This is a genomic window from Streptomyces sp. NPDC015131 (genome assembly GCF_043079975.1).
Classification (GTDB): domain Bacteria; phylum Actinomycetota; class Actinomycetes; order Streptomycetales; family Streptomycetaceae; genus Streptomyces.
This window is the reverse complement of record NZ_JBIBVB010000008.1, coordinates 414,487-438,568: the sequence shown is the minus strand read 5'-3', so window position 1 is coordinate 438,568 and position 24,082 is coordinate 414,487. Positions and strand designations below refer to the sequence as shown.

General features: G+C 75.9%; 22 protein-coding genes and 2 riboswitches. Of the genes, 13 read left to right on the top strand and 9 right to left on the bottom strand.

Going from position 1 to position 24,082, the window contains the following annotated elements:
• The first annotated feature begins 1 nt into the window (after nt 1).
• From ACF08D_RS29800 to ACF08D_RS29745, 12 genes are all read left to right on the top strand, one after another.
• A complete protein-coding gene (locus ACF08D_RS29800; RefSeq protein ID WP_392227058.1) occupies nt 2-1,813 on the top strand; it encodes a fatty acyl-AMP ligase in 1,812 nt (603 codons plus the stop codon).
• Nucleotides 1,810-2,100, top strand: coding sequence for an acyl carrier protein (locus ACF08D_RS29795; protein ID WP_392227056.1), 291 nt, complete (start codon nt 1,810-1,812; stop codon nt 2,098-2,100). The genes ACF08D_RS29800 and ACF08D_RS29795 overlap by 4 nt, the downstream gene beginning before the upstream one ends.
• Nucleotides 2,101-2,104: 4 nt before the next feature.
• On the top strand, nt 2,105-2,416 hold the full coding sequence (locus ACF08D_RS29790) for a DUF6506 family protein (protein ID WP_392227054.1): 312 nt from the start codon (nt 2,105-2,107) through the stop codon (nt 2,414-2,416).
• A gap of 363 nt (nt 2,417-2,779) precedes the next feature.
• Complete coding sequence (locus ACF08D_RS29785) at nt 2,780-3,952, top strand: cytochrome P450 (protein WP_392227052.1); 1,173 nt, start codon at nt 2,780-2,782, stop codon at nt 3,950-3,952.
• Nucleotides 3,953-3,966: 14 nt separating this feature from the next.
• Nucleotides 3,967-4,977, top strand: a complete 1,011-nt coding sequence (locus ACF08D_RS29780) for a 3-oxoacyl-ACP synthase III family protein (RefSeq protein WP_392227050.1) — start codon at nt 3,967-3,969, stop codon at nt 4,975-4,977.
• Nucleotides 4,974-5,717 carry a glycosyltransferase gene (locus tag ACF08D_RS29775; protein ID WP_392227048.1) on the top strand — a complete coding sequence of 248 codons (744 nt, stop codon included), beginning with the start codon at nt 4,974-4,976 and terminating at the stop codon, nt 5,715-5,717. The genes ACF08D_RS29780 and ACF08D_RS29775 overlap by 4 nt, the downstream gene beginning before the upstream one ends.
• Entirely contained in the window at nt 5,714-6,901 is a 1,188-nt protein-coding gene (locus ACF08D_RS29770; protein WP_392227046.1) for a cytochrome P450, read from the top strand. The genes ACF08D_RS29775 and ACF08D_RS29770 overlap by 4 nt, the downstream gene beginning before the upstream one ends.
• Nucleotides 6,898-8,478 carry a class I adenylate-forming enzyme family protein gene (locus ACF08D_RS29765; RefSeq protein ID WP_392227044.1) on the top strand — a complete coding sequence of 527 codons (1,581 nt, stop codon included), beginning with the start codon at nt 6,898-6,900 and terminating at the stop codon, nt 8,476-8,478. The genes ACF08D_RS29770 and ACF08D_RS29765 overlap by 4 nt, the downstream gene beginning before the upstream one ends.
• Nucleotides 8,475-9,362, top strand: a complete 888-nt coding sequence (locus ACF08D_RS29760; RefSeq protein ID WP_392227042.1) for an NAD-dependent epimerase/dehydratase family protein — start codon at nt 8,475-8,477, stop codon at nt 9,360-9,362. Before ACF08D_RS29765 ends, ACF08D_RS29760 begins: the two co-directional genes overlap by 4 nt.
• 34 nt (nt 9,363-9,396) lie before the next feature.
• Nucleotides 9,397-10,464, top strand: coding sequence for a phosphoribosylformylglycinamidine cyclo-ligase (purM, locus tag ACF08D_RS29755; protein WP_392227040.1), 1,068 nt, complete (start codon nt 9,397-9,399; stop codon nt 10,462-10,464).
• 99 nt (nt 10,465-10,563) lie between these two features.
• Entirely contained in the window at nt 10,564-11,991 is a 1,428-nt protein-coding gene (locus tag ACF08D_RS29750) for an amidase (RefSeq protein WP_392227038.1), read from the top strand.
• Between the two features lie 110 nt (nt 11,992-12,101).
• Nucleotides 12,102-12,491 (top strand): VOC family protein, encoded by a 390-nt coding sequence (locus ACF08D_RS29745; RefSeq protein ID WP_392227036.1) that lies wholly within the window; start codon nt 12,102-12,104, stop codon nt 12,489-12,491.
• A gap of 75 nt (nt 12,492-12,566) precedes the next feature.
• Here the strand turns inward: ACF08D_RS29745 and ACF08D_RS29740 are convergent, their stop codons facing one another.
• Nucleotides 12,567-13,865, bottom strand: coding sequence for a geranylgeranyl reductase family protein (locus ACF08D_RS29740; RefSeq protein WP_392227034.1), 1,299 nt, complete (start codon nt 13,863-13,865; stop codon nt 12,567-12,569).
• A 49-nt stretch (nt 13,866-13,914) separates the two neighbouring features.
• Nucleotides 13,915-14,373, bottom strand: coding sequence for an SRPBCC family protein (locus ACF08D_RS29735; RefSeq protein WP_392227032.1), 459 nt, complete (start codon nt 14,371-14,373; stop codon nt 13,915-13,917).
• Between the two features lie 219 nt (nt 14,374-14,592).
• Between ACF08D_RS29735 and ACF08D_RS29730 the strand changes: the two genes are divergently transcribed.
• Complete coding sequence (locus ACF08D_RS29730) at nt 14,593-15,009, top strand: STAS domain-containing protein (RefSeq protein ID WP_392227030.1); 417 nt, start codon at nt 14,593-14,595, stop codon at nt 15,007-15,009.
• Nucleotides 15,010-15,030: 21 nt separating this feature from the next.
• Here the strand turns inward: ACF08D_RS29730 and ACF08D_RS29725 are convergent, their stop codons facing one another.
• The 7 genes from ACF08D_RS29725 to ACF08D_RS29695 all read right to left on the bottom strand — a co-directional run bounded on the left by ACF08D_RS29725 (nt 15,031) and on the right by ACF08D_RS29695 (nt 23,543).
• Nucleotides 15,031-15,192, bottom strand: coding sequence for a hypothetical protein (locus ACF08D_RS29725; RefSeq protein ID WP_392227028.1), 162 nt, complete (start codon nt 15,190-15,192; stop codon nt 15,031-15,033).
• A gap of 89 nt (nt 15,193-15,281) precedes the next feature.
• Entirely contained in the window at nt 15,282-15,779 is a 498-nt protein-coding gene (locus tag ACF08D_RS29720) for a DUF4430 domain-containing protein (protein ID WP_392227026.1), read from the bottom strand.
• Nucleotides 15,780-15,832: 53 nt separating this feature from the next.
• Nucleotides 15,833-16,699, bottom strand: a complete 867-nt coding sequence (locus tag ACF08D_RS29715) for an ECF transporter S component (RefSeq protein WP_392227024.1) — start codon at nt 16,697-16,699, stop codon at nt 15,833-15,835.
• Complete coding sequence (locus tag ACF08D_RS29710; RefSeq protein WP_392227022.1) at nt 16,696-18,381, bottom strand: ABC transporter ATP-binding protein; 1,686 nt, start codon at nt 18,379-18,381, stop codon at nt 16,696-16,698. Before ACF08D_RS29710 ends, ACF08D_RS29715 begins: the two co-directional genes overlap by 4 nt.
• A complete protein-coding gene (locus ACF08D_RS29705; protein ID WP_392227020.1) occupies nt 18,378-19,580 on the bottom strand; it encodes an energy-coupling factor transporter transmembrane component T in 1,203 nt (400 codons plus the stop codon). The genes ACF08D_RS29710 and ACF08D_RS29705 overlap by 4 nt, the downstream gene beginning before the upstream one ends.
• A gap of 4 nt (nt 19,581-19,584) precedes the next feature.
• On the bottom strand, nt 19,585-20,598 hold the full coding sequence (locus ACF08D_RS29700; protein WP_392227018.1) for a hypothetical protein: 1,014 nt from the start codon (nt 20,596-20,598) through the stop codon (nt 19,585-19,587).
• Complete coding sequence (locus ACF08D_RS29695; RefSeq protein WP_392227017.1) at nt 20,595-23,543, bottom strand: prenyltransferase/squalene oxidase repeat-containing protein; 2,949 nt, start codon at nt 23,541-23,543, stop codon at nt 20,595-20,597. The genes ACF08D_RS29700 and ACF08D_RS29695 overlap by 4 nt, the downstream gene beginning before the upstream one ends.
• Before the next feature lie 125 nt (nt 23,544-23,668).
• Nucleotides 23,669-23,740, bottom strand: a riboswitch (cobalamin riboswitch).
• A 149-nt stretch (nt 23,741-23,889) separates the two neighbouring features.
• Nucleotides 23,890-23,966, top strand: a riboswitch (cobalamin riboswitch).
• Nucleotides 23,967-24,082: the final 116 nt, after the last annotated feature.

Below are 24,082 nucleotides of genomic sequence, written 5' to 3'. Positions count from 1 at the left end.
AGTGAACACGCCCACCGAGGCGACCGCCACCCGCGCGCCGGCCGAGGCGCACACCGGCCGGGATGCCCGCACCATCGTCGAAGCCCTCATCGCCCGCACCCAGGGCCCGGACGCCGACCGCGCCCTGGTCACCGCCCTGGACGCGGCCGGCGAGGTGATCGAGACCCTGACCCCCGTCGCACTCGACCGGCACGCCCGCGCGCTCGCCGCCGCGCTGCGCCGGACCGGCCGCCCCGGCGACCGGGTGATCGTCCCCGCCCTGCCGGGGCTCGACTTCCACATCGGTTTCCTGGGCTGCCTGTACGCCGGCATGATCGCCGTACCGGTGCCCGCCTTCCGCGCCGCGGCCCGGACCGGCACCACCTCCCGCGCCGAACGGCTCGCCGCGATCTGCGGCGACTGCACGCCCTGCGCGGTGCTCGTCTCCACCCAGCAGGACGCCGAGGACGCCGGGGACGACCTGGCGCCCGGAGTGGAGTGGGTCGCCGTACGCCGCCCGGAGGGCGAGCCGGGTGACACCGCCGCCCTGCCCGACCCGCTGGCGCTCGACCCGGCGGCCACCGCGCTCCTCCAGTACACCTCCGGATCCACCGGCGATCCGCGCGGTGTCGTCGTCGGCCACGGCAACCTGGTCGCCAACCAGGCCGCCATGCGCGACCGCTGCGAGGTGGAGCCCACCACCACCATCGTCAGCTGGCTGCCGTTCTTCCACGACATGGGCCTGTGCACGGCGGTCGTCCTGCCGCTGGTGTCCGGCGCCACCACCGTCACCATGGAACCGGCCACCTTCGTGCGCGACCCCCGGGTGTGGCTGCGCGCCATCTCCGCCGAGGACGACGTCTTCACCGCCGCGCCCGACTTCGCGTACGACATCTGCGTCAACCGGATCCCGGCGGAGGAGCGCGCCGCGATCGACCTGTCGACCTGGCGGGTCGCCGTCAACGGCTCCGAGCCCGTGCGCGCCGCCACCCAGCGGCGGTTCGCCGAGGCGTTCCGGCCGAGCTTCTTCCGCGAGGAGGTCTTCTCGCCCGGCTTCGGCCTCGCCGAGTGCACCCTCGCGGTGAGCCTGACGCCCTCGCTGGTCCCGACCGTCGTGGGCCGCTACGACCGCGAGGCGCTGGCCGAGGGCAAGGCGGTGGCGACCACCGTCGCGGACGAGGGCCTCGAACTCGTCGGCTGCGGCACCGTGGTGGACGACGTCCGCGTCGCCATCGTGGACCCGGAGACGCACCGGCCGCTGGCCGACCGGGTCGTCGGCGAGATCTGGGTGGACTCCCCGGGCAACTGCGGGGGCTACTGGCGCCGCGAGGAGGAGTCGGCGGACATCTTCGCCGCCCGCCTCGCCGGCACGGACGGCGACGAGTCCGGCCGGACCTACGTCCGCACCGGCGACCTCGGGTTCCTCGACGGCGGTGAGCTGTTCATCACCGGCCGCATCAAGGACGTGCTGATCATCGGCGGCGAGAACTACTTCCCGCAGGACGCCGAGGCCGTCGCGCTGGACGCGCACCCCGCCTTCGCCCAGCAGCGGGCCGCCGCCTGGCCGCTGAGCGAGGACGACAAGGGCGTGGCGGTGGTCGTGGAGACCATCGAGCGCGACCCGGAGGCCCTGGCCGTCGCCGTACGGGCGGCCGGCATCGCCGTGGCGAAGGTGCTGCCCACCGCGGTCAGCGTCTACGCCGTACCGCGCAACAAGGTGCCCCGCACCACCAGTGGCAAGATCCGCCGGCGGGCCTGCGCCGAGCAGGTGACGTCCGGCCGCCTCCAGCCCCTGGCCCAGTGGTCCAGCCGGCGCACGGGCGGTGCCGCGTGAGCGCCGTACGGAGCACCGCGCCGGAGGCCCTCACCCGGGAGGCCGTGACGGAGCGGCTGAAGCAACTCCTGGGCGAGCTGCTGGAGATGGAGCCCTCGGACCTCGACGACGAGGTGCCGCTGAGCGCCTTCGGCATCGACTCCATGACCAGCTCCGCCCTCGTCTCCGACGTGGAGAAGTGGTGCGGCGCACAGTTGGAGAGCGCCGGCGCGCTGGGCAGCCTGACTCTGACCGAAGTGGCGGACGAGGTCGTGGCCCTGCTGCGACCGCTTCCCGAAGGGAATTGACACCATGGCACTCGACGCATTCGGGTTCCTCTTCACCGGACGCGGGCTCGACCCGGACCGCGACCGCACGGTGATCGAACGGGACGGGTTCCGTGCCGTCATCGTCGGCATGGCCGACCCGGCACGGGGGCCGGAGGTCGCGGCCGCGCTGGTCGACGAGGGCATCCAGCTCATCGAGCTGTGCGGCGGCTTCGGGCCGGTGTGGACGGCCAAGGTCATCGAGGCCACCAAGTCCCGGGTCCCGGTCGGATCGGTCGGGTACGGACCGGAGTCCATCGACGGCATGGCCGCGCTCTTCCCGCCGCAGACCGGCTGAACCCGGCCGCACACCCGCCCCGGGGCGGCGCCCACGCGCCACGCCCCCGCCCCGGGGCCGGGCGCCGGCACCCGGGGGCTCGCCGAAGCGCCGCCCGCGCCCACGAGCCCCCGGGCCGCCCGCCCGGCACCGGAGCCGGCCGCCCGGCACCAGGAGCCGCCGCGCCCGGCTGGCCACCCGGCCCCCCGGGCCGCCGCGCCCGGCCGGGCCGCCCCGGCCTCCCCGTACCGCCAGGACGCCCCGGAACCGGGGCCCCGATCTCCTGCCGGACCTCCTCCACGCGACCTTCCCCCGGGCCCCGGAGGAGGCCCGGCAGGCCCTTCGCCGTGTCCGCCGCCCCGCGCAACGACGAGATGGATCACCATGAACCGCGCCGAATTCCACGAGCTGCGCGTGCTGGCAGCCAGCCGTCCCGCACTGCCCCTGCTGCTGCACGCCGGCCGCATGGCCCGCCCCCTCAAGCACATCCCGCGCATCGGCTGGGTGACCGCCGACGCGGCGACGGCGCGGTCCGTCCTCACCGACCCCGAGCACTTCACCGTCCTGGACCGCGGCGGCGTCGGCCGGCTGTGGGCCCAGCTCCTCGGCGACTGGGTCGACGACCTCTTCGACGGCGAAGGGCACCGCGCCCTGCGCACCGCCACCCGCGACCTCTTCGGCGAGACGACCGCCCGCGCCCTGGTGGACCGGGTGATCGGCGCCCGGCTCGCCGAGGCCCGCATCCGGCTCGCCTCCGGCCGGCCCGTCGACGTCGCCGCCCTCGGCCGTACGCTCGTCGGCCGCATCGTCGCCGAGCTGCTGCGGGTCCCCGTGACCGGCACCGACGACGCCGCGTACGAGAAGGTCTTCGCCACCGCGCGCGAACTGGCCGCCATCTCCCTGGAGGCCGCCGGCGGGGCCGACCTCACCGACGAGACCGTCGCCCGGGGCCGCCGCGTCGTCGCCCGCCTCACCGGGCACGTCGAGGACGAATGGCGCACCGGCTCCACCGAGCACCTCGTCGGCCGCTGCCGCGAAGCCGGCCTCGACGCCCACCAGACCGCCGGGATGGCCGCCCTCGTCGGGGTCGCCGCGACCGAGACGGCGGCCAGCGCCATCACCCGCACCGTCGCCCTCCTGCACGACACCGGCGACCAGCACCGCCTGCTCGCCTCACCCGAACTCGTCCCCGACGCGGTCCGCGAAGGACTGCGCGTGACGGCCCCCGCTCCCGTCATCGGCAGAACCGTACGCGGCGACGTCCGCCTCGCCGGCCGCACGCTCCGGGCCGGAGAACGCATCACCCTGCTCAACTACACCGCCAACAGCCTCACCGGAGGCTTCCGCCTCGGCCGGCCACCGGAGCCGGCCAACCGGGAGCTGTGGTTCGGCGCCGGACGGCACCGCTGCCTCGGCTCCGCGATCGCCCAGGCGGAGATCGGCCGGACGCTGGAGACCCTGGCCGGCGTCGGCCGTCCCTGGCGGATCGTCGAGCGACGCTACAGCCGCCGCGTGGTCATCCCCACGTACGAGCGGCTCACCGTGACACTCGTCTGACGGGAGACCAGTCCATGCCCGCACTCCACGCCCGGCTCGCCGGAGTCGCCGTACACCTGCCCGAGACCCTGCGCACCGCGGCCGAGACCGAGAGCCTCGTCGCCGCCGCCTCCACCGGCTTCCGCCCGCCGCCCGGCCTCGTCACCCGGCTGACCGGCGTACGGCAGACCCATGTCATGCCCGGTGACTGGCAGGCGTCCGACGTCGCCGCGGCCGCCGCGCGCAAGCTGCTCGCCGACACCGGCACCGACCCCGGCGACATCGACCTGCTCCTGTTCGCCGCGGCCAGCCAGGACATGATCGAGCCCGCCACCTCGCACATGACCGCCGACCGCCTCGGCCTGCGCTGCCCCGCCTTCGACGTCAAGAACGCCTGCAACAGCGTGCTCAACGCGCTGGAGACCGCGCACGCGCTCATCGCCCAGGGCCGCTACCGCCGCATCCTCATCGCCTGCGGCGAGTCCCCCTCCCGGGCCGTGCGCTGGTCGGTGCCCGACCTGCGCACCTACCTCACCTCGATCCCGGGCTACACCCTGTCCGACGCGGGCGCCGCCCTGCTCGTCGAGGCGTCCGCCGAACCGGGCGTCATCGGCTGCGGGTTCGCCGCCGACTCCGCCTCCTGGAGCGTCGGCACCCTTCCCTCCGGCGGCTCCGCCCACCCGCGCGGCGAGGAGCACACCTACTTCCGCCTCGACGGCGTGGGCCTGCGCCGCGCCTTCGAACGGCTCGGCCCCCAGGTCCTCGACGACACCCTGGAACGGCTGGGCCTCGGCTGGCACGACATGGCCGCCATCTGCGTCCACCAGGTGTCCGAGCCGTACCTCGAACAGCTCGCCGACCGGTTCGGCCTGCCCCTCGACAAGGTCCCCGTCACCATCACCGAGCACGGCAACGCCGCCTCCGCGAGCCTGCCCCTCCAGCTGCTCCGGGCGCGCGAGAGCGGCCGGGCCGCCCCCGGCGACCTGGTCGCCCTGGTGGGTCTCGCCGGCGGCATCAGCCTGGGAATGAGCGTGATCCGGCTGTGAGACTCTGGGTGGTGGTCCCCGCGTACAACGAGGCCCACGGCATCACGGCGACGCTCCGCGCGCTCGCGTCCCAGACCGACGGGGACTTCTCCCTCGTCGTCGTGGACAACAACTCCACGGACGGCACCGCCGACGTCGTCCGGTCCTTCCCGTTCCCCGGCGACGTGCACGTCGTCCACGAGACCCACAAGGGCACCGGCGCCGCGGCCGACACCGGCATGCGGTACGCCATCGCCCACGGCGCCACGCACCTCGCCCGCACCGACGCCGACTGCCTCCCGGCGCCCGACTGGACCGCCCGCATCCGGGCCGCCTTCGGCACCGGACTGCAGCTGATCGCCGGGCGGTTGAGGCCCCGCACCGACGAGTCGCCGCTGCCCCCGCTGCGCCGCACCGCGCTCGTCGCCGCCACCGAGGTCGCCGCCCTGTTCGGCCGGTTCCGGCCGGGGAACCGGGGCGCCGGCTACCTCGGCCCGTACATCATGGCCCCCGGCTGCAACATGGCGATCACCGCCCGGCTGTACGTCCGCGCCGGCGGCTTCCCCCGCACCGCCATCGAGGAGGTCCACGAGGACCGGGCCCTGGTCAACGCGGTACGGCTGCTGACGACGGCGTACGGCCTGCGCAGGGACGTCCGGGTCCTGGGCTCCGCCCGCCGGGTGCGCGAATGGGGCCTGCGCCGGACCCTGGGCTGGTACGCGGACCACCGCTACCGCCCCGAGGTGGTGGACATCCGATGACCACGGCCACCACCGTCCCCGACGCCGGCTGGCAGCGGTGGGAGCACCGGGTGCAGACCTCCGCCCACCCGGTCGCCTACCGCCTGCTCCGCTCCATCGCGGCCCGCGGCCCGGTGGTGCGCGTCCCGCGCGTCGGCGTCGTCGTCAGCGACGCGACCCTCGCACGCGACGTCCTCGGCGACACCACGCACTTCACCAAGACCGGCCCCGGCTCACCGTCCGACCTGTGGACCCCGGTCCTCGGGCCCGCCGTGCTGCTCAACATGGAGGGCCCCGACCACACCGCGCTGCGCCGCCGCCTCTCCGGCCTCTTCACCCCCGGGTACGTCACCGGGCTCTGCGACCGGGTGCTGGCCGGGCCGCTCGCCGGCCTCACCCGGCGGCTCGCCGCGGGCGAGGAGGCCGACCTCGTCGCCGTCGCCAAGTCCTGCGCGGGCGCCGCCATCTGCGAGATCACCGGCATGCCCGCCGAGCCGGAGCGGTTCGCCGCCGCCCACGCGGACGCCTCGGAGGTCACCAAGGCGGTCCGGCTGTGGCGGCACTCCCTGCCCCCGCGGCAGATCCGGCACGCCCGCGAGGTGCTGGGACGGCTCACCGCCTCCGCCGTGGACGCCTACCGGCGCGGCGGCGACGACACCCTGCCCGGCCGGCTGCGCGGCCTCGGCCTCACCGAGGAGGAGGCCCGCGGCGCGGTCGGCGCGTTCCTGCTCACCGGCACCGAGACGCTGGTGTCCTTCATCCCCCGGCTCGTCGCGATCTGCCACGACACCGGCCTCCTCGACCGGCTCCGCGACGGCACGGCCGACGCCGGCACCGTCATCGAGGAGGCCCTCCGGGTCACCGTCCCCTCGCCGGTGATGCTCCGCAGCGTCGCCCGCGCCACCGAGGTCGGCGGCGTGCCCGTGGCCCCCGGCGACCGGGTCGTCGTCGCCACCCTGCTGTGCGCCGCCGCGTACGGCGGGTTCGACCCCGGCCGGCCCCACCCGCCGGAGCTGCGCCGGCTGTGGTTCGGCGCCGGACCCCACTTCTGCATCGGCATGCCGCTGGCCATGGTGCAGATCCGCGCGGTGCTGGACGCGGTCCTCGCCGCGGGCCCCGTCGTGGTCGCCGGCCGCCGCACCGCCCGCCGGGTGCTGATCCCCGGATACGCCCGGCTCACCCTGACCCGACGGAGCGCGCCGTGACCGACACCCCGCACCCCACCGGACCCGGCACCACCGACGTCCTCACCGCGCTGACGGACACCGCCCGCCGGCGCGGCGACGCCCCGGCGCTCACCGGCCCCGGCGGCCCCACCCTCGGCCACCGGCAGCTCGCCGACGCCGTCCGGGCCACCGCGCACGGGCTGCGCCAGGCGGGCATGGCACCGGGGGAGCGGGTGCTGTTCTCCGTACGCCCCGGCCCCGAGGGCGTCGTCCTCGCCCTGGGCATCATCGCGGCGGGCGCCACCGTCGTCTTCATCGACCCGGGCGCCGGGCCCGAGCTGTTCGCCGCCCGCAAGGAGCTGGCCGACCCCCGCTGGGCCGCCGCCGAGTCGCTGCTGTACGCCGCCGCCCGCTACGGCCGCCCGCTGGCCCGCCGCCGCGGACTGCTGCTGCCGGACTACCACCGGCTCGGCCTGCGCCACATCCACGCCGGCCGCAGGCTGCCCGGTGTGCCCGCCGGGGCGCTCTCCGCGCGGCGGCTCGCCGCCGGACCGGCCGGGACCTTCCGGCCGGAGCCCGCGCCCGGCCAGGAGGCGCTCGTCGTCTTCACCTCCGGCACCACCAGCGCCCCCAAGGCCGTGGTGCACACCCGCGGTTCCCTCGGCGCCGGCCTGGCCGGCTGCGGGCACGCCCTGCGGATGGGCGACGGCGACACCGTCCACACCGACCAGCTGATGCTGGGCATCCCCGCCCTCATCACCGGCGCCCACTGGACCATGCCCCCGTACGGCTTTGCGCCCGCCGCCGACCCCGTGCGGTACGCCGCCGGGCTGCACGGCGCCACCCACACCTTCTGCGTACCGGCCGACCTGCCCACCGTCCTCGACGCCGTCGAGCGGGGCGAGGCGACCGTGCCCACGACCCTCCGGTACCTGGTCCTCGGCGGCGCCCCGGTCCTGCCCGGGCTGCTCCGCCGCGCCGCCCGCACCCTGCCGGGCGTCACCGTCCTCGCCGTGTACGGCATGACCGAGATCCTGCCCGTCGCCGTCGCCACCGGCGCGGAGAAGCTCGCCCACGACGGCCCCGGCGACCTGCTCGGCACCCCGCTGCCCTCGGTGGCCGTCCGCACCGCCCCGGACGGCGAACTGCTGGTGTCCGGCCCGAATCTGTGCCGCGGCTACCTCGGCCGGCCTCCCATGGACGAGCACGCCACCGGCGACCTCGCCCGGCTGGAGAACGGCCGGCTGGTCCTGCACGGCCGCAAGAAGGACATGCTCATCCGGGGCCGCACCAACATCTACCCCGGCCTGTACGAACCGGCCATCACCGCACTGCCCGGAGTCGCCGAGGCGGTCATCGTCGGCGTCCCCGACGACTACGGCGACGAACGCGTCGTCCTCGCCCTCGTCCCCGAACGGCCCGGCGCCGCACCGGAGTCGCTCGCCGACCGGGTGCGCGGCCGGCTCCCCGCCCTGCTCGACGCCGCCGTCCTCCCCGACGACGTGGTGGTCCTCGACCGCGTCCCGGTCGCCGGCCGCTCCCGCAAACCGGACCGCGACGCGCTCCGCGCCCAGCTGCGCCGCGCCGCCGCCCGGGGGACGGAGCCGGTGCGATGAGGATCGCCGTCACCGGCGCACGCGGCTTCGTCGGCGGCGCGGTCTGCCGCGCGGCGGCCGAGCGCGGCTGGACCGTCCACGCCCTCACCCGCGCCGACTGGGACCTCACCACCGGCCGGTGGGCCGGCGCCCCCCGGGTCGACGCGGTGGTGCACGCGGCGGCGGCCGTGAGCGACTGGGGCGCCCCCGGCCCGGTGTGGCGGGCCAACCTCGCCGGCACCCGGCACGTCGCTGCGTCCTTCCCCGGCACCCGGCTGGTCCACATCTCCACCGCCAGCGTGTACGACCCCTTCCGTCCGACCGTCCACGCCGACGAGTCCGAGGCCCCCGTCCGCCGCTACCTCACCCCGTACGCCGCGTCCAAGGCCGCCGCCGAACGCGCCCTCGACGGGCGGCCCGACACCGTGGTGCTGCGCCCGCACGCCGTGTACGGCCCGGGCGACCGGACCCTGCTGCCCCGGGTGCTGGGCGCCGTGCGCGGCGGCTCGCTGTTCCTGCCGGGCGACGGCACGGCCGCGCAGTCCCTCACCCACATCGGCAACCTCACCGCCGCCGCGCTGCGCGCCTGCGACCCCGCCGCCCCGCCCGGCACCTACAACGTCGCGGACGCCGAGCCCGTACCCGTGGGGGAGGCGCTGCGCGAGCTGCTGGCCGCGCGCGGCATCCGGGTACGCCTGCGGTGCCTGCCCGCCCGCGCCGCGGACGCCGCCGCCGTGGCGGCCGAGACCGCGTGGCGGCTGGCCCGGCGGCCCAGTCCGCCGCGGCTCACGCGGTACGCGATCAGCCACCTCGCGGTGGAGCGCACCCTCGCCCTGGGCGCCGCCCGCCGGGACCTCGGCCTCGACCCGGCGCCCACCTCGTTCGACGGCGCCGGCGCGTGGTGACCCGCCGTCCGGCACTTCTCCGAAAGGCATGACCGTGACCTCTGACACCGGTGCCAGCTATGCGGCCGCGGGCGTCGACATCGAAGCGGGCGACCGCGCCGTCGAGCTGATGAAGGAGTGGGTGAGGAAGGCCGACCGTCCCGAAGTCCTGGGCGGTCTGGGTGGGTTCGCCGGGCTCTTCGACGCCTCCGCCCTGAAGCGCTACGAGCGGCCGCTGCTGGCGTCGGCGACCGACGGGGTGGGCACGAAGGTCGACATCGCCCGCCGGATGGGCGTGTACGACACCATCGGCCACGACCTGGTCGCCATGGTCATGGACGACATCGTCGTCTGCGGCGCGGAGCCGCTGTTCATGACCGACTACATCTGCGTCGGCAAGGTCCACCCGGAGCGGGTCGCCGCGATCGTCAAGGGCATCGCGGAGGGCTGTGTGCTGGCCGGCTGCGCGCTGGTGGGCGGGGAGACGGCCGAGCACCCGGGGCTGCTGGGGCCGGACGACTTCGACGTCGCGGGCGCGGGCACCGGTGTGGTGGAGGCGGAGCGGCTGCTGGGCGCCGATCGCATCCGTACGGGGGACGCGGTGATCGCGATGGCGGCGTCCGGCCTTCACTCCAACGGGTACTCGCTGGTGCGGCACGTGCTGCTGGAGCGGGCGGGGATGCGCCTGGAGCAGCGGGTGGAGGAGTTCGGGCGGACGCTGGGCGAGGAGCTGCTGGAGCCGACGAGGATCTACTCGCTGGACTGCCTGGCGCTGACGCGGACGACCGAGGTGCATGCCTTCAGCCACATCACCGGTGGGGGACTGGCGGCGAACCTGGCCCGGGTGGTGCCGGACGGGCTGCACGCGCGCGTGGACCGCTCGACATGGGCGCCCGGAGCGGTGTTCGACCTGGTCGGCAGGGCAGGGCGGGTGGAGCGGCCGGAGCTGGAGAAGACCCTGAACATGGGAGTCGGCATGATCGCGGTGGTGCCGGCCGGATCGGTCGACACCGCCCTGACCACGCTGGCCGACCGGGGCGTCGAGTCCTGGGTCGCGGGCGAGATCACCGAACGCGGCGACCGCACCACCGGCGCGGCACTCACCGGCGAGCACCCGGCCTGACCCGGATCGCCGCCGGGAAATGCCCCGCACCCCTCGTCAGTTACCCGACGGTAGGGAATGATGGCGGGCAATCATCCACACGGCCGGGCTGAGGTAGCGGTGACCACACACGAGCAACGGACCACGGTGCACGCCTTCCGGGACGACGCCCTGGGGGAGCACGACGCCGTCGGGCTCGCCGAGGCGATCCGGCGCGGCGAGGTCGGCGCCGCCGAGGCCGCCCGGGCCGCGGCCGAGCGCGTACGCGCCGTCGAGGCGCGGCTGAACGCGGTCCAGGTGCACATCGACGACCCCGTCCCCGCGACCGCGACGGGCGGCGCCCTCGCCGGCGTGCCCACCTTCGTCAAGGACAACGTCGACTACCTCGGCCTGCCCACCGGCCACGGCAGCGCGGCCTTCACCCCGAGGGCGGCACGGCGGCACGCGCCCTTCACCCGGCAGTTCCTCAGCAGCGGCGTCACCGTGCTCGGCAAGACCCGTATGCCGGAGTTCGGCTTCAGCCCCACCACGGAGTACGAGGGCGCCGAGCCGGTCCGCAACCCGTGGAACACCGGCCACTCCGCCGGTGGTTCGTCCGGCGGCAGCGCGGCGCTCGTCGCCGCCGGCGCGGTGCCGGTCGCCCACGCCAACGACGGGGCCGGGTCGATCCGCATCCCCGCCGCCGCGTGCGGGCTCGTCGGCCTCAAACCGACGCGCGGCCGCGTCGTGCTCAACGCCCAGGGCCGCCAACTGCCCATCGACCTGGTCTCCGACGGCGTGGTGAGCCGCACCGTGCGCGACACCGCCGCGTTCCTCGCCGCCGCCGAGACGTACTGGCGCAACCCCAAGATGCCCCCGCTGGGCCTGGTCGAAGGGCCCTCGGACCGGCGCCTGCGCATCGGCTACCTGGTGGACTCGCCCAACGGCGTGGTCTCCGACGCGCCCACCCGCGCCGCCGTCATGGAGACCGTGGCGACCCTCCGGCGGCTCGGCCACACCGTGGAGCCGGTCGAGATCCCCCTCGACCCCCGCTTCACCGCCGACTTCCTCACCTACTGGGGCCTGCTGTCCTTCCTCCTCGGCGTCACCGGCCGGACCCTCGGCTCCGGCTTCGACCGGCGCCGCATGGACGGCCTCAGCCGCGGCCTGCGCGAGGCGTACGTACGGGAGTGGCGCCGCACCCCCGGCGTGCTGCGCCGGCTGCGGCGGACGACCACGGCGTACGCGGCGGCCTTCCGCGGCCTCGACCTCATCCTGACGCCCGTGCTGGCCCACACCACCCCGCCCATCGGCCACCTCAGCCCCGACGTCCCCTACCACCTGCTGATCGAGCGCATCCTCGCGTACGTCGCCTTCACCCCGCTCAACAACGTCGTCGGCACCCCCTCCCTCTCCCTCCCCGCACCCCGCACCACCGGCGACGGCCTGCCGGTCGGCGTGATGTTCTCCGGCCGCCCCGGCGGCGAACGCACCCTCCTCGACATCGCGTTCGCCCTGGAGGCCGAGTGCCCCTTCCCGCGCATCCAGGACGTCGCTCCCCGCGGGTGAAGGGCACAGCACCATCCGGGCCCCTCCCGCGTGGCGTGCCCCCGGACCCCGCCGGCGGTGGTGTGCCCTGGGACGGCACACCCGCCCACGCGCGAAGGGGAACACCCGGCATGTTCGGACAGTCACAGGCGTTCAGCGGCTTCTCGGTCGACGACCTCACCGCCGCCCGCCGCTTCTACGGCGACACCCTCGGCCTCACGGCCGAGGAAGCGGGGGAGGGGGACATGCGCATGCTGATCCTCACCCTGGGCGGCGGCGCGCGCGTCTTCGTCTACCCCAAGGAGAACCACACCCCGGCCTCCTTCACCATCCTCAACTTCCCCGTCGACGACATGGACGCCGCCGTCGCCGAGCTGGAGCGGCGCGGAGTGAGCCTGAAGCGCTACCCGGGCTTCACCCACGACGACAAGGGCGTCGTCCGCGGCGACGAGGGCCCCGCGGCCATCGCCTGGTTCACCGACCCGGCGGGCAACGTGCTCTCGGTGCTCCAGGAGGAGTGACCGCACCGCGGGCCGCTCGGCCGCTCCGGCACCGGCGCGGCGCCCCTCCCCGGGGCGCCGCGCCGGTGGGCGGGGTCAGCGCCGGGGTGCCGGGACCAGGCGCAGCAGGGTGTGCAGCAGGGCGTCGACCGTGTCGTGGGCCGGGCCGTCGACGGGCTGGGTGAGCAGCCGCGCCAGGACGCGCAGCAGCGGGGGCGCGGCCATGACGCGGGGGTGCAGCAGGGGGCGGTAGCCGTAGCGCGAGAAGAGGACCTCGCCGGCGAGGTTGCCCAGCCGGTAGTAGCGGCCCCAGCGGCGGCGGAGTTCGACCGGGTAGTGGTGCAGCGCGTGCTCGCGGCGCGGGCCCTCCGGCCTGGCCAGGGCCAGGGTGATGACCTCGGCGGCCAGTTCGGCGGCCTCCATGGACTGGGCGATGCCCTCACCGCTCCAGGGGCTGATCATCCCGGCGCTGTCCCCGACCAGCAGCAGGCCCCGCCGGTACTGCGGGCGCCGGTTCAGCCCCATGGGCAGCGGCGCGCTGCGCAGCGGCGAGTCGGCGGTCTCCTCCCGCACGTCCCAGTGCGCCGGCATCCGGGACACCCAGTGGTCCAGGACCGCCCGCAGCTCCACCGGCCGGCGGCCCGGCCGGGGCAGGGCGCCCAGCCCGACGTTGACGCGGCCGTCCCCGAGCGGGAACAGCCATCCGTAGCCGGGCAGGTCCCCTCCCGTCCGGGGGCAGCGCAGGTCGGCCCACAGCTCCAGGTACGGGTCGTGGGTGCGGGCCTCGCTGCGGTAGTAGCGGCGGGCCGCCGCCGCGACCGGCCGCGCGGTGTCGCGCTCCAGCCCGAGGGCCAGCGCGGTCCGGGCCGACGCGCCGTCCGCCGCGACGACCAGCGGCGCCCGGTACCGCAGCGGCTCCTTGTCCGGGCCCTGCGCGGTGACCCCGGTGATCCGGCCCGCCGGGTCGGTCACCGGCGCCGTCACCCTGACCCGGGTGCGCAGCCGCGCCCCGGAGCCGCGGGCGTGCGCGGCGAGCAGGTCGTCGAAGTCGTGCCGGCTGCGGGTGAGCCCGAAGTCGGGGCCGCTGCCCAGCCGGGGCCAGTCCAGCTCGACCTGGTTGCCCTCGCACACCCAGCGCATGCCCCGGTTGCGCATCCACCCCGGCGCGCCGACGTCGATACCGAGGCGCAGCAACTGGCGTACTCCGCGCGGGGTCAGGCCGTCACCGCAGACCTTCTCCCTCGGGAAGTCGCTCTTCTCCAGCAGCAGTACGTCGACCCCGGCCCGGGCGAGGTGGGCCGCCGCCGCCGAACCGGCCGGCCCGGCGCCCACCACGATGACCTGGGCCTCCTCGTCGGTCGCGAGACCGCCCGCTTCGTCACGATTGGTGATCATTCCCCCACTATGCCGCAGCACGGTCGGCGGCGCCCCGCTCCCGACCGCATCAGCGGGGCGGGATGGCCGCTTCGGCGGCGGCCTTGATGCGCGCCCCGAACGCGGGCCCGTCCTTGCGGGCCGCCGTGAGGGCCAGCCCCGCCACCAGCCTGCCCAGGCCGTGGCCCTCCAGCACGTTGTACAGACGCAGCCGCGTCCGGCCGCCGTCCAGCGGCTCCAGGTCGTACCCGCCCTCGCGCACGGTCACCAGGTTCTTCGACACCTCGGTCCACCGGATCCCCGACGGGGCCTCCAGGGCGGTGATGCGGAACTCCCGGGCCGTCTTCATCCCGGCGTCCTTGACCACGCTCCGGAAGACCGTGCCCACCCCGGTCGGAGCGTCGGGCACCCGCTCGATCCGCAGCACCCGGGGGCTGAACCGCGGATCGTTCCGTCCGTCGGCGAGGAACGCGAAGACCTCCTCGACCGGCCGGTCGATCTCCGCCGTCGCTTCGAACTGTCCTGACATGGGCGCTCCTGGTCCCTCGGGCTCACGGCGCGGCCGCGCCACGGCACCGCGACCCTACGCCGCGGCGGCGCGCCGCGCCCGGCGGACGCGACCGGCCGGGTGGAACCCGCCCGAGCGGCCGGGCATGCCCCGGGCATTGTCCGCAGGGGCGGGGGTAGGGGAGACGACGGTGGTCAGGAAGCGGCCCCTCCTAGTCAGCACGCCCGTGGGGAGTCCGCCTTGCTGTTCCCGTGCCACCGTCCCGTCCCCGACGAGCTGGTGATCGAGATCCACGACGTGGTGGACATCGGCCAGGAGGACGCCGTCCACCGGGCCCTGTCCTCCCTGATCACCGGCTCCGGCGCCCGTACGGTCCACATCGACCTGCGGACGCCGCTGGTCACCGCCGCCATGGTCACCGTCCTGCTGCGGGTCCGGGACACCGCCCACCGCCGGGGGACCGCCCTGACCGTCGTGGCCCGCCGCCCGCTCGCCCGCAAGGTGTTCCGCATCTGCGGCGTCTCCCGCTCCCTGCTGGTCACGGCCACGCTCACCGCGGCCAGGACCGTCACCCGCGGCTGCCACCACGAGGCGCGACCGCCCCGCCCGCGGGACCGCAGCACCGGCCCGGCACGCGTGAACGGCACACTCGGCTGACCCCGGGCCCGGCGGAGCCCGTCACCGGATCATCTCGATCAGGAAGGCGCCGATCACGGCCCACACCGCCACGCCCAGCAGCCACAGGGACCCCAGCAGGGCCCCCGCGACCGCCGCGGGGACGGCCAGCACCAGGAGGCCGGCGGTGAGGCGGCGCGGACCGCGGTCGTAAAGGGCGGGCATGGTCCCGAGCGTACGTCCCGGTAGGCGCACCGGTGGCCGGTCCGGCGCGCCGAAGCCGTCAAGAACGTGTCAGAGTCCGGGGACGGCCGTCAGAACGACGTCCAGACGAACGAGACCGTGTCGCCGTGCTCGATCTCGAACTGGCAGCCGCCGACCGGGGTCGGGGTGCCGTTGACGGAGATGTTCCAGTACGCGGAGCCGCCCCCGCTGACGCCCTTCACGGTGTCGACCGAGAAGTCGTCGAACGACGCGTACCACGTGCCGTCCCAGGTGAAGCCGTTGCGCTTCGCCGCGTGGTCCAGCGCGGCCGTCGGGGTCGGCACCTTGGAGGCGTGCGCGCCGCCGTTGGTGCCGTCGCACTTGTGGGTGCCGCCGGTCGCCGTGGTGACGTCATGGCCCCAGGTGAGGACCTTCTTCTCGAAGAGCAGCCCGTCCGGGCCCTGGACGGAGACGGTGACTCTCACCGGCAGGTTGGTGAATCCGGTGGCGGCTCGCTCCTCGGCGACGGCGGCACCGGGGGTCGCGGCCAGGGCCAGGCCCAGGGCGGCGGTGGTCACGGCGGCACGGCGGAACAGGGTCGGGCGCATGGCGGGGTCCTCTCGGGACGGTCGTGCTGACGAGTGGTCGGGTGGTGCGTGGTTCATCCGCCGGCGCCGTCCGCGCCCGCGTCCCGGCGGTCGAAGCGGACCGGTGCCTGGAAGCGGGCCTTGCGGGCGGCGCGGCGGAAGACGGTGAGGACGGCGGGGCCGGCCAGGGTGACGCAGACGAAGTTGGTGACCGCCCGGCCGGTGTCCCAGCCGAGCGACGTCGCCAGGTCGAAGGCCAGGTAGCGCTGGAACTGCTCGGTGAACGGCAGCCCCGGCAGGTACGCGATCGAGCTGTTCGGGTCCAGCGAGAAGGGCCAGAAGGACAGGTTGAGCAGGAAGCCGAACAGGTAGCCGGACAGCGACCCGTAGACCGCGAGCATCAGCACCTCGCGCCGCCCCGTCGCCCGGGGCAGGAAACCGGCGAGCATGCCGACGAAGGCGCAGCCGAACATCTGGTACGGCATCCACGGCCCGACCCCGCCGGTGATCAGCGCCGACGCGAACAGCGACGTGCAGCCGAGGGTGAACCCGAATCCCGGCCCGTACACCCGGCCGGCGAGGACGAGGATGAAGAACACGGTCTCGATGCCGGCCGTCCCCGCGCCCAGCGGACGGATCGCGGCGTTCACCGCGGACAGCACGCCCAGCATGGCCAGCGCCTTCGGGTTGATGCCCCCCTCGGCGATCTCCGAGATCACCACACACAGGACGATCACCAGCAGCACCCCGAAGATCAGGGGCGGGGCGTAGTGGGAGCCGAACTTCCCCGGCGCGACGAGGAACGGCCAGAAGAACGCCACCAGCCCGAGGAACGCGGCCATGGCGATGACGACACCGGCACGCGGCCCGATCCGGATGGCCGAAGCCCGCCCCGTCCTCGCCACAGGCCCGGACGCACCGGCCGTCACGGGCCCGGTCATGACGCCGCGTCCGTACCGCCGCCGGACCCGTCCGGCAGCACCCCGGTCACCTGGCCGACCGTCAGGAACGGCAGCGGCGCCAGGATCTTCGCCGTCTGGGGCGCGAAGACCGGCGAAGCCACGATCACCTCGGCGGTCGGGCCGTCCGCCACCACGTCGCCCTCCGCCATCACGACCACCCGGTCGGCCGCCCGGGCCACGAACTCCACGTCGTGGGTGGAGATCACGACCGACCGGCCCTCGGCGGCGAGATCGTCCACGATCCGCACCAGCTGCCGCTTGGCCCGGTAGTCCAGCCCCCGGGTCGGCTCGTCCAGCAGGACCACCCCCGGCGCGGCGGCGAGCTGGATCGCCAGCACCAGCGCCAGCTTCTGGCCCTCCGACAGGTCGCGCGGGTGCACGGTGTCGGGGATGCCCGGCGCGAGCCGGTCCAGCACCGCACGGGCCGGTGTCCCGGTCGTCGCCGTCCCCGACTCGGTGTCCGCCTGGTCCAGCTCCTGCTTCACCGTCTCCAGGTACAGCAGGTCGGTCGGGGTCTGCGGGACCAGGCCGACCAGACCGCGGGCCTCGGCCGCCGGCAGCCGGCGCGGATCGGTGCCCTTCGCGGGACGCGGCGCGCCGCCCGGGTCCGGCGCGCCCGTGATCCTCACCGAGCCCGCCGTGCGCGGGCCGGAGCCCTGGAGCGCCCACAGCAGGGACGACTTCCCCGAGCCGTTGCGCCCCATCAGGGCGGTGACCTCACCGCCGCGCAGGGTCAGGTCCACCTCGCGGACGGCCGGCACACCCCGGTAGGACACGCTCACCCCCCGGGCGGTGAGCAGCTCCGGGCGGTCGCCGGGCAGCGGCGGACGGGCCGGGCCCGGCGCGGTGCCGGCCAGCCGGGCCCGCAGCGGCGCGGCGGAGCGGCGGGCGTCGCGGATCGACAGCGGCAGCGGGGACCAGCCCGCCGCCCGGCCCAGCTCCACGATGGGCGGGGCGATGGACGTCGTACGGAACACCTCGGCCGGCGGCCCGGACACCACCCGGCCGTCACCGGGGAGGTGCAGGACCCGGTCGGCGTACTGGACCACCCGCTCCAGCCGGTGCTCGGCGAGCAGCACGGTCACCCCCAGGTCGTGGACGAGCCGGGTGACCGCCGCGAGGACCTCCTCGGCGGCGGTCGGGTCCAGGGCGGAGGTGGGTTCGTCGAGGACCAGCACCCGGGGGTGCGCGGTGAGCACGGAGCCGATGGCGACGCGCTGCTGCTGCCCGCCGGACAGCTCGTGCAGGGCGCGGTGGCGCAGATCGGCCAGCCCCAGCAGGTCGAGCGTCTCCTCCACCCGCTTGCGCATCGTCGCGGGAGGCACCGCCAGCTGCTCCATGGTGTAGGCGAGCTCCTCCTCCACCGTGTCGGTGACGAAACCGTCCAGCGGGTCCTGCCCCACCACCCCGACGGCGTCCGCCAGTTCACGCGGCGGATGGTCGGCGGTGTCCCGCCCGTCGACCAGCACCCGGCCGTACAGGGTCCCGCCGGTGAAGTGCGGGACGAGCCCGTTGACCGCGCCGAGCAGGGTCGACTTGCCGACCCCGGTGTGGCCGACGACGAGGCACAGCTCGCCCTCCTCCACGGTCAGGTCCACGTCCCGCAGGACGGGTTCGGCCATGTCCTCGTACTGGACGGTGACCCGGTCGAAGGTGATCACGAGGCATCCCGGGGGCGTGCGGAGGGAACGGGGGAGGGGGCCGGAACGGGGGCGGACGGCGGCGGGGCGAGGAAGCCCGCCGTACCCGCGAGGAGGATCGCCGCGGCGGGCACCGGCGGCAGCGTCGGCCAGCTCAGCGGATAGATGGACGGATTCAGCTCGGCCGCGTTGAACCCGGCGTTGCTGAACAGCAGCACCGCCGACAGCACCCCGCACCCGGCGACCGCCCACTCCGCGAACCGCCAGGGATCGGGCCGGTAGGTGGTACGGGTCACCCGCCGCCCCCCGAGCCGCAGCCCGGCGAAGCACAGCAGCGCGCCCACCACCATGGCGGGGAGCCCCAGAAACGCCGGCGCGGTGGCGTCCAGGAGCCCGTAGGCACCGGCGCACAGCCCGCACATGCCCAGCAGCATCAGCGCCCCGGTGGCCCGCCGCGACGCGCGCGTCGCGGTGCCGGCCCGGCCGTACCCCCGCGAGTCCATCGCGGCGGCCAGCCGCAGCGAGCGCTCCAGGGCGTCCTCCAGGACCGGTACGACGATGCCGCGCAGCGCCCGCAGGCCCTTGGTGCGGCCCGCCCGCAGCCGCCGGGCGCGGTGCACCCGCTGGACGCTCTGCACCAGTTGGGGGGCGACGCTGATCGACACCGTGACGGCGACGCCGAGTTCGTACAGCGCGCCGGGCAGGACGCGCAGCGCCCGCTTGGGGTTCGCCAGGGTGTTGGCGGCGCCGATGCAGCACAGCATGCACGCCAGCCGCAGCCCGTCGGTGGCGGCCGACAGCAGCGCCTCCAGGGACACCGGGCCGCCGATCTGGATGCCGGCGTACCAGTCGGGCGTGGGGATGTGCGGCAGCGAGAACAGGAAGTGGTCGTGCGGGGTGATGCCGGTGGCGAACACCGCCCGGAACACCACCCGGATCGCCACCACCGTCAGGGCCAGGTACAGGTAGTACGCGAAGCCGCGGGCCCAGGGCGCCTCGGTGCGGCGCATGGTGACGACGTATCCGAGGACCGCGAGGACCAGGAACAGCAGCAGCGGGTTGTTGGTGCGGCTGACGGCGGTGGCCAGGGCCAGCGCCCACACCCACCAGGCGACCGGGTGGAGGGTGCGCGGCAGCCGGCGCCCGCCCCGGTCGGGGCCGCCGCCGGCGGCCGGCGCGGTGCCGGCGGGAGCCGCGGCCGGGGGAGAGGGTCGTGGCACGCGGTCACTCCGCCGGGCGGCGGCGCTTCGTCGCGTACCAGGCGGCCCCGCCGATCAGCAGGACGAGCGCACCGGTCACTGCGGCGGGCAGGAAGGAGCCCACGTCGTACGCCGCGTCGGCCGCCGGCGCCGCGTCCACGACCCGGGGGCCGCCGCCGGCACCCGGGGCCGTGCCGCCCGAAACGGCGGACGCGGACGGGGAGGGCGACGCGCTCGGCGACGCGCTCGCGGCCGGCGCCGTGGCGGACGCGGACGCGGAGGCCGACGCCGCTGTGGACGGCGGGACGGAGGGCGCGAGGCCCGCCGCCGGGGCCCGGGTGGGCGGCGGAGCGGCGGCCGGCGCACCGCCGCGCGGCGGTGCGGCGGGCGGTGGTGCCGGCTGCCCGGGCCGGGGCCCGGTGTGGGTGCCCGGCGGCAGCGGCGGCGCGGTCCGGGTGTCCTGCGGCACCGGGCGGTTCTCCCCGGCGGGCCGGGTGTTGTGGGCCCGCAGCTGGTCGGGGGTGACGGTGGGACGGCCCTGGGTGCCCTCGATGTTCGTCCCGCCGAAGATCCACAGGTCGACGCTGCCGGGCTTCGGCTTGTAGAGCATGGCGCCGAGCTGGCTGTACGTCCAGGTCTTCTGGCCCGGGTCGGCGTGCCAGTACGACCAGTAGGCCGAGGCGGGCGGGGTGAGGACGCAGTCGTCCTCGGCGGGCGTCGGGTACTGCCTGCCGCCCTGGTGACCGCTGTAGCCGATGCGGCAGATGAAGGCGGGGCCGTCGTGCCCGGTGCCGGTGGTGCGCCAGCCGCCCTGGTTGAGCAGCTCGTACCCGGTGGTGGGCGTGGTGCCGCAGGAGCGGTAGACCGGCCCGCCCCAGCGGCTGAAGTCCACGGCGAGGACGACGCCCGAGGTGGTGGTGCACCGGCCCATGGGCTGCGGGGCGGCGCCGGCGGGACCGGCGGTCGCGCCGAGCGCGGCGGCGGTCAGGCCGAGGGCCGCCGTCAGCCGGGCGGCGGAGCGGGCGGTACGGGCGGTCATCGCGGACCCTCCTTCGCGGTGCGCTGCCGCCGCGCCAGCCGGGTGGCGCCGAACCCGCCGAGGACGAGGAGCGCGGCCGCGGCGGCCAGGGTGGTCACCCGGGCGCCGGTGGAGGCGAGCCCGCCGCCGGTCCCGGTGACGCCGCCGGTCTGCGACGCGGTGCCGCCGGTCTGGGTGACGATGCCGGTGCCGCCCGCGGCGCCGGAGCCCGCCGTGCCGCCGGTGCCTCCGGCCGCTCCGGTCCCGCCCGCGGTGCCGGTGCCGCCGGTCTCACCGGGTGTGACGATCACCGGCGGCGTGGTGGTCCCGCCGGAACCCCCGGCCCCGCCCGACCCGCCGGTCCCGGAACCCCCGGTCCCGGAGCCCCCGTTCCCGCCGGTGCTGCCGGAGCCCCCGGCGCCTCCCGGACCCGTGCCCGGGTCGCCCGGGTCGGGCGCCGGGACCGTGCCGGACAGGTCCCGGGTGAGCGTGCCGAACGAGATGCCGGTCGAGCCGCCCAGCGCCTGGGTGGACGCGCGGACGTCGGAGTCCCGCTGCGGCGCGTCCTGCGCCACGGCGAAACCGCCGTCGGCGTTCTGCTGCGTCGCCAGGAACGCCCGGGCGGCGGCGATCTCCTTCTGGTACGTCGCCGCGTCGAGGAACAGGCCCTGGACGGCCAGCGCCGCGGAGTTGACCGAGTTGCCCGACGCGCCGGGGAAACCGCCGTCGGCCTTCTGCTGGGCGGCGAGCCAGGCGAGCGCCTTGTCCACGGACGCCTGGGTCCGCTCGTCCGGCAGGAGGTCGAGCGCCATCGCGGCCATCGCCGTGGAGTCCACCTCGGCCCGGCTCGGCGCACCGACCAGGCTGGGCCAGGCGCCCGACGGCTCCTGAAGGCTCTTCAGGTACGCCACCGGCTCGGCGGCGGCAGCCGACTCGCCCGCCCGCAGCTGGGCCATCACTCCCAGGGCCTGGGAGAACACCGAACCGGCGTTCCGGTACGCGCCCTTGCCGGCGCAGGCCCCGTCGCCCTCGGGGGACGGCCCGGCGCAGGTCGCGCCCGCCAGCTCCGCGAGGAGGTCCTTCCCGGCGAACTTCCGCGGGTCGCGGCCCACGGCCTCGGCCAGCAGCGCCGCCTTGCCCAGCCGGCCCCCGGTCACGTACGGGGTGCCGAGCCCGGCCCAGGCGTGGACGTCCCGGCCGCTGCCGTCCTTGCCGCCGGTGGCGAGGAAGTCCACGATGCCGCGCAGGGTGGCGTTGTCGGTGCCGGTCGCCGCCAGGGCGTACGCGCCGTCGATGGTCAGGCCGAAGTCGGCGTGCCCGGTGCCCGGGGCGCTCTCGTAGTACCGGCCCCGGATCAGGCGGGCGCGGTCCGTGAGGTAGGCGGTGCCCTTCGCCAGGTCGGGGGCCGGCCCGGGCGGCAGCGTGGGCGGCGGGGCGGGCTTCTCGGTGGTCAGCGCCACCAGGTCGCTCCGGGCGCCCGCGAGCACGGCGGGCCCGGTGGCGAACAGCAGCGGGTCGGTGGAGCCCTCCTCGAACGCGAAGGCACCGCCGGGGAGTTGCTGCCCGGACAGCCAGGACACACCCGCGTCCGCGCGGGCGGTGTCCCCGAGGGCCCGCATCGCCTGGGCGGCGAAGCCTGTCGCGTACGCGCTGCCCACGGTGCTGTAGTACACGGCGGGCCACGCGCCCGTCGGGAGCTGGGACTTCCGCAGGTACGCGCGGGCCGAGGCGACCGCCTCGTCGTGCCCGCCGGCCCCCCACAGGGCGAGGGCCGCCATACCGGTGGCGCCCGCCTCGCTCTCGCAGTAGCCGCCGGCGGGTATGAGCATGCTGGTGAAGCCGCCGTCCTCGCACTGGAGGTCGGTCAGCCGCCGCACCGCGTCGGCGGGCGGCTCCACACCGCCGCCCAGCAGGGCCAGCACGGCGAGCGCCTGCCCGTCGGCCTGGCCGCTGTCGGTGCGGAAGTCGCCCTTGGTGGTGCAGCCGGGCACCGGCTCCGGGGCGTCCGCCCCGGCCGTGCAGACGTTCTTCACCAGGTCGCCCAGCAGGTCGTGCCCGCCGGTCGCCCGGGGGTCGCCGCCCGTCGCGTCGGCGACCAGCGCGAGGCGCGCGGCGGCGAGCGTGTCGGGCGCCTGGTCCTTGCCGAGGGGGTAGGCGTACGCGTCGGTCTGCTCGGGCCGGGCGAGGTGGGCCGCCACCTTGGCCGCGGCCGCCGGGTCGGTGGCGGCCAGGGCCAGCGCGACCTCCGTGGTGGCCTGCTGGTTGCGCCGCTCGTCGGCCTCGTCGACGACCCGCTCGCCGTCCTTCAGCCGGCCCGCCAGCCAGCGCGTCGCCTTCGCCAGGTCGACCTCGGCGGCCGGGACCTGCGGGACCGTGGGGTCGTCCGGCACCGGCGCCCCGCCGCCCGCGCGCACGTCGTCGGGCGTGAACTTCGGCCCGCCGGTGGTGCCGCCGATGGACGTGGCACCGAACACCCAGGCGTCGACGTCGCCCGGCTGCGGCTTCCGCGCCATCGCCCCGTAGGGGCTGTACGTCCACTTCTTCTGGCCCGGCGAGGCGATCCAGTACGACCAGTACGCCGAGGCCGGCGGGGTGATCTCGCACTTCTCCGCGGCCGGGGTGGGGTACTGCGTACCGGAGCCGAACGAGCCGTGCCCGATGCGGCAGATGAACGCCGGGCCGTCCTTCACGGTCCCGGTGGTGCTGAAGCCGGCCTCGTGGAGCAGGTCGTAGCCGGTGGTCGGGGTGGTGTCGCAGCCGCGCTCGACCTTGCCGCCGAAGGGGCCGAAGTCGACGGCGACGACCGCGCCGGTGGTGGCCGTGCACTTCTCCACCGGGTCGGCGCTCGCCGGGGTGGCCGGTGCGAGCAGGCCCGCCGCCGCGCCGGTGACCAGCAACAGGGCCGCCCCCAGGGGCAGTACCCGTCTCGCCCGCCCGCGCCGTCCCGCCACCTGCTCGGTCTCCACGGACCCCCCGTCTCTGCCGGGCGGCCGGGTACGTGGCGAGACGCCCCGCACGGCGCGCCGTGGGAGGCGGTGACGACCACGCCGTAGTCCGCGACGGCGTTCAGTGCTCGTTCACCCACGTCCCAGGCGATCCGGCTCGCCCGGGACGGTACCGGGCCCACGGTTGCGGGTCAGCGCCGGAATTCGACCGGCTTCCCCTGGGGCTGAGTGGTTATCAGGCGGAATGGAACACCGATTCGGCGGCCCCGTCAAGATGGCCTTCGTCTCACGGTCCGTGCACCCGTGAACACGCCGCCCCCGCTGGCGGACCCGTGACCGCTCGGGTACCGTCCAGACCCGCCAGATGGGGGAACCCGGTGGGAATCCGGGGCTGACGCGCAGCGGTGTGGAACGGCGGGGGCCGACTTCCGAGCCCGAATGCCCATACGGCGACAGAGCAACAGGAAGCCGTACCACGCGATTTCGGACGGCGGCCCACCGGCCCCTCGCGCGTGCCCCGGCCCCGCCCCGGCACCCGCTCCCGGCGCCGGGAGCGGTCG

Excerpts from the sequence above, each read along its gene's own strand:
- ACF08D_RS29700 (WP_392227018.1), bottom strand. The coding sequence starts at position 20,598 with ATGACCGCCCGTACCGCCCGCTCCGCCGCCCGGCTGACGGCGGCCCTC.
- ACF08D_RS29760 (WP_392227042.1), top strand. The coding sequence starts at position 8,475 with ATGAGGATCGCCGTCACCGGCGCACGCGGCTTCGTCGGCGGCGCGGTC.
- ACF08D_RS29770 (WP_392227046.1), top strand. The coding sequence starts at position 5,714 with ATGACCACGGCCACCACCGTCCCCGACGCCGGCTGGCAGCGGTGGGAG.
- ACF08D_RS29725 (WP_392227028.1), bottom strand. The coding sequence starts at position 15,192 with ATGCCCGCCCTTTACGACCGCGGTCCGCGCCGCCTCACCGCCGGCCTC.
- ACF08D_RS29735 (WP_392227032.1), bottom strand. The coding sequence starts at position 14,373 with ATGTCAGGACAGTTCGAAGCGACGGCGGAGATCGACCGGCCGGTCGAG.
- ACF08D_RS29745 (WP_392227036.1), top strand. The coding sequence starts at position 12,102 with ATGTTCGGACAGTCACAGGCGTTCAGCGGCTTCTCGGTCGACGACCTC.
- ACF08D_RS29780 (WP_392227050.1), top strand. The coding sequence starts at position 3,967 with ATGCCCGCACTCCACGCCCGGCTCGCCGGAGTCGCCGTACACCTGCCC.
- ACF08D_RS29740 (WP_392227034.1), bottom strand. The coding sequence starts at position 13,865 with ATGATCACCAATCGTGACGAAGCGGGCGGTCTCGCGACCGACGAGGAG.
- ACF08D_RS29715 (WP_392227024.1), bottom strand. The coding sequence starts at position 16,699 with ATGACCGGGCCCGTGACGGCCGGTGCGTCCGGGCCTGTGGCGAGGACG.
- ACF08D_RS29720 (WP_392227026.1), bottom strand. The coding sequence starts at position 15,779 with ATGCGCCCGACCCTGTTCCGCCGTGCCGCCGTGACCACCGCCGCCCTG.
- ACF08D_RS29785 (WP_392227052.1), top strand. The coding sequence starts at position 2,780 with ATGAACCGCGCCGAATTCCACGAGCTGCGCGTGCTGGCAGCCAGCCGT.
- ACF08D_RS29790 (WP_392227054.1), top strand. The coding sequence starts at position 2,105 with ATGGCACTCGACGCATTCGGGTTCCTCTTCACCGGACGCGGGCTCGAC.